The organism is Rubrobacter calidifluminis, assembly GCF_028617075.1.
GTDB lineage: Bacteria > Actinomycetota > Rubrobacteria > Rubrobacterales > Rubrobacteraceae > Rubrobacter_E > Rubrobacter_E calidifluminis.
Window position 1 is genome coordinate 17,629 of sequence record NZ_JAQKGV010000006.1, and the last position, 9,366, is coordinate 26,994.

At 62.4% G+C, this 9,366-nt stretch carries 18 protein-coding genes and 1 tRNA gene; 16 read left to right on the plus strand and 3 right to left on the minus strand.

What is annotated here, in order from left to right:
• Positions 1–22 precede the first annotated feature (22 nt).
• Positions 23–93 (plus strand) — tRNA-Gln (locus PJB24_RS06220).
• A 121-nt stretch (positions 94–214) separates the two neighbouring features.
• Here PJB24_RS06220 and PJB24_RS06225 read toward each other — a convergent pair.
• Positions 215–613: a helix-turn-helix domain-containing protein gene (locus PJB24_RS06225; protein ID WP_273843865.1), complete on the minus strand. Its 399-nt coding sequence runs from the start codon at positions 611–613 to the stop codon at positions 215–217.
• Between the two features lie 87 nt (positions 614–700).
• Between PJB24_RS06225 and PJB24_RS06230 the strand changes: the two genes are divergently transcribed.
• Positions 701–988, plus strand: a complete 288-nt coding sequence (locus PJB24_RS06230) for a hypothetical protein (protein WP_273843868.1) — start codon at positions 701–703, stop codon at positions 986–988.
• Here PJB24_RS06230 and PJB24_RS06235 read toward each other — a convergent pair whose 3' ends face one another.
• Positions 989–1,411, minus strand: a complete 423-nt coding sequence (locus tag PJB24_RS06235; RefSeq protein WP_273843870.1) for a hypothetical protein — start codon at positions 1,409–1,411, stop codon at positions 989–991.
• Positions 1,377–1,841 (minus strand): hypothetical protein, encoded by a 465-nt coding sequence (locus tag PJB24_RS06240; protein WP_273843872.1) that lies wholly within the window; start codon positions 1,839–1,841, stop codon positions 1,377–1,379. The genes PJB24_RS06235 and PJB24_RS06240 overlap by 35 nt, the downstream gene beginning before the upstream one ends.
• Before the next feature lie 238 nt (positions 1,842–2,079).
• Between PJB24_RS06240 and PJB24_RS06245 the strand changes: the two genes are divergently transcribed.
• From PJB24_RS06245 to PJB24_RS06310, 14 genes are all read left to right on the plus strand, one after another.
• A complete protein-coding gene (locus PJB24_RS06245) occupies positions 2,080–2,532 on the plus strand; it encodes an SWIM zinc finger family protein (RefSeq protein ID WP_273843874.1) in 453 nt (150 codons plus the stop codon).
• Positions 2,532–2,771: a hypothetical protein gene (locus tag PJB24_RS06250; RefSeq protein WP_273843876.1), complete on the plus strand. Its 240-nt coding sequence runs from the start codon at positions 2,532–2,534 to the stop codon at positions 2,769–2,771. Before PJB24_RS06245 ends, PJB24_RS06250 begins: the two co-directional genes overlap by 1 nt.
• Positions 2,768–3,034 (plus strand): hypothetical protein, encoded by a 267-nt coding sequence (locus tag PJB24_RS06255; RefSeq protein WP_273843879.1) that lies wholly within the window; start codon positions 2,768–2,770, stop codon positions 3,032–3,034. The genes PJB24_RS06250 and PJB24_RS06255 overlap by 4 nt, the downstream gene beginning before the upstream one ends.
• Entirely contained in the window at positions 3,034–3,342 is a 309-nt protein-coding gene (locus PJB24_RS06260) for a hypothetical protein (protein WP_273843880.1), read from the plus strand. Before PJB24_RS06255 ends, PJB24_RS06260 begins: the two co-directional genes overlap by 1 nt.
• On the plus strand, positions 3,339–3,542 hold the full coding sequence (locus PJB24_RS06265) for a hypothetical protein (RefSeq protein ID WP_273843882.1): 204 nt from the start codon (positions 3,339–3,341) through the stop codon (positions 3,540–3,542). Before PJB24_RS06260 ends, PJB24_RS06265 begins: the two co-directional genes overlap by 4 nt.
• Positions 3,543–3,665: 123 nt before the next feature.
• Positions 3,666–3,920 carry a hypothetical protein gene (locus PJB24_RS06270; RefSeq protein ID WP_273843883.1) on the plus strand — a complete coding sequence of 85 codons (255 nt, stop codon included), beginning with the start codon at positions 3,666–3,668 and terminating at the stop codon, positions 3,918–3,920.
• 196 nt (positions 3,921–4,116) lie between these two features.
• Entirely contained in the window at positions 4,117–4,314 is a 198-nt protein-coding gene (locus tag PJB24_RS06275) for a hypothetical protein (protein WP_273843886.1), read from the plus strand.
• Positions 4,311–5,108, plus strand: a complete 798-nt coding sequence (locus PJB24_RS06280; RefSeq protein ID WP_273843890.1) for a helix-turn-helix domain-containing protein — start codon at positions 4,311–4,313, stop codon at positions 5,106–5,108. Before PJB24_RS06275 ends, PJB24_RS06280 begins: the two co-directional genes overlap by 4 nt.
• Positions 5,109–5,137: 29 nt before the next feature.
• Entirely contained in the window at positions 5,138–5,896 is a 759-nt protein-coding gene (locus PJB24_RS06285; protein ID WP_273843893.1) for an ATP-binding protein, read from the plus strand.
• A gap of 235 nt (positions 5,897–6,131) precedes the next feature.
• Positions 6,132–6,377 (plus strand): hypothetical protein, encoded by a 246-nt coding sequence (locus PJB24_RS06290; protein ID WP_273843895.1) that lies wholly within the window; start codon positions 6,132–6,134, stop codon positions 6,375–6,377.
• Entirely contained in the window at positions 6,374–6,742 is a 369-nt protein-coding gene (locus tag PJB24_RS06295; protein ID WP_273843897.1) for a VRR-NUC domain-containing protein, read from the plus strand. The genes PJB24_RS06290 and PJB24_RS06295 overlap by 4 nt, the downstream gene beginning before the upstream one ends.
• 17 nt (positions 6,743–6,759) lie before the next feature.
• Entirely contained in the window at positions 6,760–7,401 is a 642-nt protein-coding gene (locus PJB24_RS06300) for a hypothetical protein (RefSeq protein WP_273843899.1), read from the plus strand.
• A gap of 204 nt (positions 7,402–7,605) precedes the next feature.
• A complete protein-coding gene (locus tag PJB24_RS06305) occupies positions 7,606–8,109 on the plus strand; it encodes a hypothetical protein (RefSeq protein WP_273843903.1) in 504 nt (167 codons plus the stop codon).
• Entirely contained in the window at positions 8,048–9,361 is a 1,314-nt protein-coding gene (locus tag PJB24_RS06310; protein WP_273843907.1) for a phage terminase large subunit, read from the plus strand. Before PJB24_RS06305 ends, PJB24_RS06310 begins: the two co-directional genes overlap by 62 nt.
• Positions 9,362–9,366: the final 5 nt, after the last annotated feature.

Here is a 9,366-nt window from a genome sequence, read left to right on the forward strand (position 1 = left end):
TAAACTCTCTCCCTGCGACCTTTGCCGGGTGGTGTAACGGCAGCACGGCTGACTCTGGATCAGCTAGTCCTGGTTCGAATCCAGGCCCGGCAGCTCCTCAAAAGCCTCCGTTTGCGGGGCTTTTTTGTTTTGCCCTGTTGTGCGTTACCCCCATGAACCCCCGCCGACCCCCGTTGGGTTATGGTAAGCGTTATGGTAATAATCATGGGTGACCTCATCGGGATAGCAGCCACTCGTCGAGTTCCTTGCGCGAGAATAGGATCCCACGCTCGGTGAGGTAGTGCTTCGGGATCTCGCCCTGGGCCACCACCTTCTCGAAGGCTTTCGGGGTTTTCTTGAGATAAGCTGCGGCCTCTTCGAAAGTCAGCCACTCGTCCGGGGCGATCTCCCTGAGCTCCCTCGCCGTCTTGGCCAGGCTTTCCGCAGTCTGAGCGATCGATGCTGCAATCGCTGCCAGTGCAGAGTTCTCAAACTGCTGCAGCGCATCTCGTGATTCTCTGAGCGTCTTAGCGACTTGAAAGAGATCCAAAGAGCCGGGAGGCGCAGAAGGCGAGGGTGCTACATGGTGGGAAAGGGAAAGGAGGAGGTTTTCGCCTTTGGCTTCCCGGCTCATGTGCGTAGTATATACGCATTTTGCGCATTTGTATAGTACTATGTAGTCGTGTTACGCAAAGCTGGCGAGTAGAGAGGCAGGATCGCGTTGATGGGAAGACAGAAAGTGCGTCAGTTTAGCCGCTCAGAGTTCGGCAAATGCCTCTACGACTTGATGCTCTCACGCGACATAGTCACTGCCAGAGAGCTAGCGGATAGGATGCAGGAGGCCGGGAAGAACACTACAGACAGAGTGATCAGGCAGTATTGGAGCGGCACGTCCAGGCCTTCGATCGCCTTCATGAAGAACCTGGCCGAGGTCCTCGAGCTGAGCAGAAACGAGAAGGCCCGGCTCGCGATGTCCGTCTACTACGACGATGAATGGCGGGAGCTTTAGCTACTCTGCGCAGACCGGGGGAAGCTCACCTCGCTCCTGCATGTTCCGGATGATCGCCAGCGCCGGGTAGTCGGGGACTTTGGAAAGCCTGCGTATACCGTCCCAGGTGTTGTCGTACATACACGCAAGCCGCACGCGCTCCACCCAGTCCGGCCTCGCTCGCTCGATGATGAGCCGGAGCGCTTTTATTCGGCGGGGGTGCATATGTTCAAGGGCTCCAGGCTCATAGCAGAACATCCGCCCGCCCGAAGCCAGGCCATTTTCCAGAAGGCTTTTCGCCTCCCACCAGAGTGCTTCGGCTTCCTCATCTGAGAGTCCATCCTTTAAGGCAAGAGTAGCAGGCGAAGGGTATTCGGTATACAAGGCATGAAGGGCTTCATCGCGGAATTCAACCCCTTCCATTACCTCCAGTACGCCGTCCACTTCCCTCTTCCTCCCCAACTTCTTTGCGCGCTTCCAAATCTAGCATATCCCGCCAGGCTTCAGGTGAGGCTTCCTCGGACTGCAAAACAGCGCAAAGACGCTCGAGATCCTCCCTCTCTTCCCGATCATGGATTTGTAGCCACGCATCGGTGAGTTCCATCGCTTGTTCTTTCGTGAGGTTGCCACCCTTGATCAACGCCCAGATAAACCTGAAAGGTGGCTTGCTTCGGGGTTGTCCTGCTTTCTCATGGCCGGCAGGCCACTTGCGCATATATGTTCCCACGAGGCGACGATCTGCTTTATAGCCGCCGCGAGTCGCGATCTCGGCTATCTGTTCCTGTGTTTTGGCTCTGACATTCGGGGCGCTCATAACATGATCGATCGCCCATCCGAGCTCGTGCCACTCACTGGTCCTTGGCATCACCAACATCCCGTTTCGCTCCTTCACTAGCCTTCACTACATACATACACACGATGTCATACGCAATAGTTTACCGCGAAGTTCCAAAAAATTGGCGTATAGAGCGCAAATAGTACGCAAAAAACGTAGACACACAAACCTGAATGAGATACACTGATGCGTAGAAGGTACGCATAAAGCGTACGAAAAAAGACCGGCGGCGGTAGGAGCGCCCCGGTCACGGACCCAGAAACGGAGGTTCTGGATCGTGAAGAGTATAGCGGAGGAGAGGGCGCAGGTGCAGGTCCCGTCGTTCACGAATGGTGGGGAGTATGTCGTGAATCTCGACGCCGGGAAGTGCACCTGCCCGGCGTATCGCTATCGCGGCGGCGAGTGCAAGCACCTCAGGCTGGCGCGGGCCGCTTCCCGCGCGGGTCTCGACATTTCTGGGGCTTCGCGCGGAATCCTGGCGGACGGGCGCCGGGTGGTAGTCGTGGACTCCATGGTCCACGATTATCAGCCCCGGACGTCCTCGCAGCGCTTCCAGTCCCAGATCTGGGGCTGGGGCTGGGGCACCTGGCAGCACTCGCTCTGTTTCGACGGCCGCCGCTGGCTGCGCGAGTCAACACGGATCGATGTGGGTGAGAGCCGGGTGGTAGAGGTGGACCCGGAGAACTGGCTCGAAGATCTCCCGGTCCACTGCATGGCGGGGGCGGCGTGATGGCCGCCCTCATCCGTGATTGGGCATGCGGCTGCCGGATCGTGGTGTCCCTCGAGGAGGGTATAGACGAGCGTCATGCCTGTCCCGAGGCGGATGCGCTCCTGGCGCAAGAGGAGGAGGCGATATGGCTCGCCTCCATGACCGGCGAGCCGGAGGATCAGAGGCGCGCGCGGGAGCTCGGCGAGCGCGTGCGGGAGCACTTCCGTAAGTACGGTCCGCCGGTGGAGGAGAGGCGATGAGACGCCTCGACTGCTGGGAACCAGAAGAGCTCCTTCTCTACTACTTCCGCCAGGCCGGGGTGAATGTCTCCGGCGACGTGGAGGTGGAGATCAGGGCGATCGCCCGCGGCATCGTCGAGACCGCCGTAGAGGAGGCCAGGGAACAGATCCTCGACGAGATCTACGACAACATCTTCTGCGCCGGGTGCGGGGCGTTCCTGGGCCGCGAGCAGGCTCAGGGAAACGGACTCTGCGAGCGGTGCGAGGCTGAGGAGGTGTGCTGATGGCCGCTCTGTACGACCACACAGCGGAGCCCGAGGTCATCGAGGCCGCGGGTATGGAGGGCCCCTGCCTCGTGCCGGGGATCGAGCCGGCGATGGTCGAGCAGGGTGTTGCGTGCCTGCTGACCTGGCACCCGAAGGAGATGTGCTTCCAGGTGCTCTGCCTCGAGGCGGGGGCGATGAGGTACTGGAGGAGGACGACCGGCTCGCCGAATGTCGCCCGGATGTGGTGGGAGAGCGTGCTTTCGCTGCCGCTCTCCGACTGGGGCGTGAGGCGAATCGAGGAACTCACCGAGGGGATGGTTCCATGAGCGAAGAGAGAAGGGAGCCGTACCTCCCGCCAGGCTACCGGGTTATTCTTTCCGACCCGGAGGTAGTCCAGCTGGTAGCACCTTGGGGCGACGTCATCTTTACGTGGAGCCGCTGGGGGGCGGCCCCGCGGAAGGTGGAGTCGCTCGCCTGGGACCACCACCGGCGCACCCGGAAATCCGCCATGGGGAAGGAGCGATGAGGGGCTGCAACCACGAGCAGGCGACCTACGCGCTGCGCGGACGGATGTGGACGATCCACTGCCATGCGTGCGGCGCGGATGGTCCTCTCGCGGAGACGGCGAGAGGGGCTGAGAGGAGGTTTCGTGAACCTGCCAGGGAGATATTTCGTGATGGATGATCTCGCCGGGCGCTGCGTGCTCTACAGCGGCGATGCGGTCTATACGCGGGATACGGATGACTATATCGGCCCGCGTGCCGTCGCGCGGTTCGAGTCGTGCGTGAGCGACTACATGGTCGAGCGTGTCGCCAGGCTGGATCACGAGGCGCGCTTCGGCGGGCCCGGCGCGCGGATCGCTCTGATCGAGCTCGCGAAGATCTTCATGGGAAGGGGGCGCTGATGGCGCTGGCTTACGAGAAGATCCAGAGCGGCGTCAGGCTCTACGAGTGCCGCGCATGCGGAAGGCATACGCCGGTACTGGTTGGGAGAGCGGGGCAGACGTACGTATCTCAGCTCCGCGCCCGGGGATGGCGGAAATACCGCCGCGGGGGCTGGCACTGCCCCGTGTGCGTCGCAAGAAGAGAGGAGCGGTAAGCATGGAAGATGCAAGCGACAAGATACAGTTCTTTGCGTACCTGCCGGAGATCCAGAGTGCGGTGAGCATCGGCAGGGACTCCTCCAGGATCAAGCTCGACGTGCCCGAGACGGATATAGCGGCGGCCATAAGGCTGGCCGCGTACGGGCGAGGCAAGAGTCTGCGTGTGACGGTGGAGATCGAGGGAGACGAGCTGTGAGCGTCTGGGCGGAGAAGTGGGCATACGAGTGCCAGCCGCGCACGAGCGGCGCGAAATTCGTCCTCGTCTGTCTGGCGCATCACGCCGACGAGGAGGGTTACTGCTACCCGTCGCAGCGGCGCCTAGCGGCCATGACCGGGCTCAAAGAACGCGCCGTTCGCACACACCTCGCGGCGCTCGAGGAGGACGGGTTCATCAGACGCAAAGCGCGCCGCAGAGATGGACGGCGCACCTCCGATCTCATACAGCTTCTCATCCCTGAAGACGAGCTCAGGCTACCGGCAGAAATTGCCGCCAGCAGGAAAGCAACCGGCAAAAAACGACACGACCTACCGGCAAAAAACGACGCGAACAACCGGCAAAATTTGCCGGGGAAAGATCAGAAGAAAGGTCAGATAGAACAGTCAGAGTATGCGCTAGAAGAAGACTTCGCTAACGCTACGTCTTCTTCTAGCGGTGCGGACGGCAAGCCGCCGCACCGCGCGGATACATACGTCCGGATGATCGAGGACCAGTCACGTTTGCTAGGCGTTCCTCTCGACGATGACGAGAAGCTACGTATCGGCTCGTATGCGAAGAACCTGATCGAGAAGAACAAGGCCGGGCCGCCACAGATGCTTCGGTGGGCGGCGCGCCTGGCGACGAGGCGGGCGGAGAATCCGCGCATACGGCCGTCTCAGGCCTGGGCGGATGTGGCCTCGTGCTCCGGCGGAAGGCGTACGCGAGCAGGCAGTGAGTCGATAGCCGTAGTCGGGGTGTGCGAGGAAGACTACGACGACTGGACGGGGTGGTGATGGTGGAAGATCTCGCCAGGATCTCGCAGTTGACGGAAGAAGAGCTCGACGAGCTCGCAGCCGAGCTGGCGCGCAGAGCCAGCCGGGCTCAGAAGAGCAGAAACGACTCCACGCCGGACGCTCGAGAAACAATCTGCGGGAGGTGCGGACGTCCGCAACCTCGCACGCTCGTGATCGGCAATCCCTACCAGAAGATGTGCGAGTGTCATCAGGACGTGGCGCGGGCATGGCGGGCGATAGAGCGCGTCGATCCCGCCGGCGAGATGACATTCGCGAGTCTGAGAGACCCCGATCCGACGGTGAAAAACGCGGCGGCGAAGCTTCAGGCGATCGTGAGCGGCCAGCGGAGCCGGGGTGTGCTGATGTTCGGACTTCCGGGTCGGGGCAAGACGCATCTTTCGATCGCGTTTGCGCGGTCGATGCTGGAGGCCGGCAAGCTCTGCGGCGTGTACAACCTCGCGGGTTTGATCTCCCGCATCCAGTCCACATACGGCTACGAGGACGCTGAGGAGTCGAAAGCGTCCATACTCGACGAGGTGCTCAGGCACGACGCCATCGTGCTGGACGACATCGGCAAGGAGCACCGCTCACAGGACACCGAGACGATCGTCTATCAGCTCGTAGACGCTCTCTATAACGCCCGCAAGCCGCTCATCGCATCCTCCAACCTGCCTGGCAAGGAGTTCGCGGAGCGCTACGACGCGGCCGTCCTTTCGCGGCTGAAGGGCATGTGCGAGCGGCTGGTTATCCGTGGCGAAGATCGCCGGGAGGCGGCGTGGGAATGGTAGAGGCGACAGACAGAGAGACGGTTCTGGCTGTCTTCGAGTGCGCCGGATGCGGCCGATCCTGGAAGATCGTAGCCGGCCCGCACTGGTTACGTTTTGGGATACAAGATGTTTGTGTTTGCGGCGCAGAGATAGAAGCTCCGGCCAGATGGGAGTCTCCGCGCGGAGAGAGCGTCCTACCGCCAGCGTTCGGTGTGCAGGAGGGGCTTTTCTGAGCGGCATCGGGCGGCCGGGTATGATGAGCGCCCATCGCTTCGGCCACCGCAGCGCCGCGCTCTACCCGTACCTGGAGCAGGAAGTGGACACGCCGCGAGGGCCCGGCGTGCTGCTCCAGGTACTCGCGGGGGAAGCACACGTCCTGCTCTACCGCACCAGAGAGAAGGAGCACGGGATCGGCAGCCGCACCGTGAGGTTCCGCCCGGTCACGAGCTTCCCGGCAGCGGAGGTGAGGCCGGCTAACGAGGCCCGAAGGAGGAGCGCATGAAAAACGCGCGCGTCTTGCGCGAAGAGTACCTGCGCGAGCTGGATTTTTCGATCTCCGAGAAGAACTTCACGACCCGCGTGAAGGGCATCTTCCGGGCCGCCGGCTGGCTCACGTACCACACGTGGAACTCGAAGCACTCCGATGCTGGCTTTCCGGATCTGATCTGCGTGAAAGACGAGCGGATCGTCGCCATCGAGCTCAAGGTGGGTCGTAACCGGCCCACCGGGCACCAGAGACGATGGCTCGAAGCGCTCGCGCGGGCTGGCATCGAGACATACGTCATGTGGCCGAGATACGAGCCCGAGATCACGAAGATAGCCGCCGGGGAGTCCTCGGCGCGTGAGGGCAAGCTGGAGAAGCGCTAACCGGGGAGGAGATAGGGATGGGGGAGAACAGGCGCTCAATTAAACACAACGCTCAGATGGTGAGGCGGTATCTCGATGTTTGGCCGCTTCTGACCGAGAAAACATCTCGCGGCGAGGCGCAGGTGCGCGTGCAGCACGCGAAAGGCTCCTCTTCCCCGCCGGTCTCCGCACTGTTCTTCCGCTTCCTGGAGGACGAGGACAACCGCGACGCGTCCCGCATACTCTCGCCGCTTCTGCAGGAGATACTGAAGAGCGGCGCGTCCCATCGGGGCGTCTCATTCCGCGCGCTCCTCATGGACATCGCATCAGATCCCGGCGCCATGCTCCACATCGAGCACTCCCCGCGTCACCGGGAAGCGCTCGAAAAGATGTGTGTGCTCATCGCCCATGCCATAGCCTCCCGCTACGGCGCCGGGCGTCGCATCCACGTCCGTCTGCCCCGCGCCTGCCATCCCGCGCGCAACCTCCACGACGCGGCCATGAAGCGCAGAACCTGGAAGAAAGAAGACTCGTACCGCATCCTCGCGAACGAGTGGGCCGAGATGGTGGCGCGCGGCATAGACGAATCGGAAGCATACCGCACCGTCGCGAAGGCGCACGACACATCCTACTGGCGCGTCTGGCGTGCAGTCGAGTGGGCGAAAGAGTACGCAGGCTGAAACCTTGCGTTTTGCACGAGCATGAGGTATACTTTGCTACGATAGCTATACTGCCCCGGAAGCAGCCGGGGCTTTTTTTGTGGCCGGGCGGCGGGACCTCCTTTCCCTCTCATGCGTGCTCTTTCCTCCGGGCACACTCGTCGTTCTCCTTGGGCCGCCCGGTCTATGGACATGAAGATTGTTTTCGTTGATACCGGATAGGTGATGGCACAAAGGTTAGCTAAAGCTCAGCGCATAGAGTACGCCCGCAAGGCCGCCGAGCTCTCTGCCAAAGGATGGATGTCCAAGGATATAGCCGTGGAGCTCGGTGTGTCCGCTGCCACGGTGCAGCGCCTGATCGACTACGCCTACGAACTCGAGCGCGACCGCTGGGTGAACGGCAAAGAAGAGGCCATCGCGCAGTACCGCGCAATCATTGACGAGGCCTGGAAGAGACTGCGCACGCTCGACTCCCGGAGCCTGAACGTCTCGGGGCTCCTGAACTCCATCCGGGCGGCCCAGGAGCGCATCGACAGGCTCCAGGGCAACGAGGCCCCCATCAAGACTCACAATGAGCACCACAACTACACACACAAGAGCGAAGACGAGCGAAAAGAGCGCTACGAACGCCTCTTCGCCGAGCTCGACGCCTATCGACTGGGAGTTGATGACGCGGACGGCCGAGGCGCTGGAGGCGAATCCGTACATCCCCGTAGCGCCGACGATTAAGCAGCTCCTCTTCCTCTCGCTACCGCACTTCGAAGCCTTCTATGGCGGGGCGGGCGGCGGCGGGAAGAGCGAGGCGCTGCTCATGGCGGCGCTGATGTACGTAGAGGAGCCCGGATACGCTGCGATTCTCTTCCGCCGCACATTCACGGACCTGGCGCTCGAGAACTCGCTGATGGACCGCGCCGCTTCGTGGCTGACGCGTACGGACGCGCAGTGGTCCGAGCGTGACAAGCGCTGGACGTTCCCGAAGGGTGCGACGCTCACGTTCGGATACCTCGACAGCCCGCGCGACTGGCGGCGCTACGACTCTGCGGAGTTCCAGTTCGTCGGCTTCGACGAGGCGTCGCAGTTCCGCCCGCGGGACATGAATGCACTCATCCAGCGCGTCAGGCGGCCGAAGGATGCGCGGGTTCCGCTCCGGGTGCGCTACGCTTCGAACCCCGGCGGCGAGGCGCACGACTTCCTCCTGAAGCGCTTCGTGGAGCCGAAGGAGCCCCACCCCCAGCGCGCCTTCGTTCCGGCTCTACTCGAAGATAATCCGTACCTCGACCGGGAGAGCTACGAAGCCACGCTCGAGCGCATCAGAGAGCTCGACGAAGTGCTCTACCAGCAGCGTCGCTACGGCGTCTGGATCACGGACGATGGAGACTCGATCTTTCGCCGCGAGTGGTTTGCCGGGCGCTACGATGCCTCAAACCGCGGCGTGCATAACGCCGTCGTAGCACGCTACATCTTCTGGGATACGGCGTTCAAGGAGGGCGAGGAGAGAGACTACAGCGCGTGCGTGGTCGCCGAGCTCTCGTCCGACTACACGCTGTATGTACGCGAGGTGGGGGCGTGGCGGCTCGAGTTCCCGGACCTGGTCGGCTACATGGAGGACATCGCCGCCAGGCACAACCAGGACCGGAAGCTGCGCGGGATCGTGGTGGAAGACGTGGGGGCGGGCACCTCCGCGATCCAGACGCTTCGCGAGGCGTCGCGCTGGGTCGCACCGTATATCCAGGCGTTCAGGGTGCGGGGGAAGAAGACCGAGCGGGCCCGCGAGGCGAGCGTGTGGGCACGCCGGGGGATGGTTAAGCTGCCCGCGCCGTCCCCTGAAGTTTCGTGGCTGCACGACTTCGAGGAGCAGCTTTTCGCCTTCCCCATCACCGAACACGACGATATGACCGACGCATTCGTGATGTCCATCCTCTACCTCCGGCACTACCTCGCCGAAGGCTGGCGCGCACGCGCAGGGACACAGGTGGCGTAGGGTGT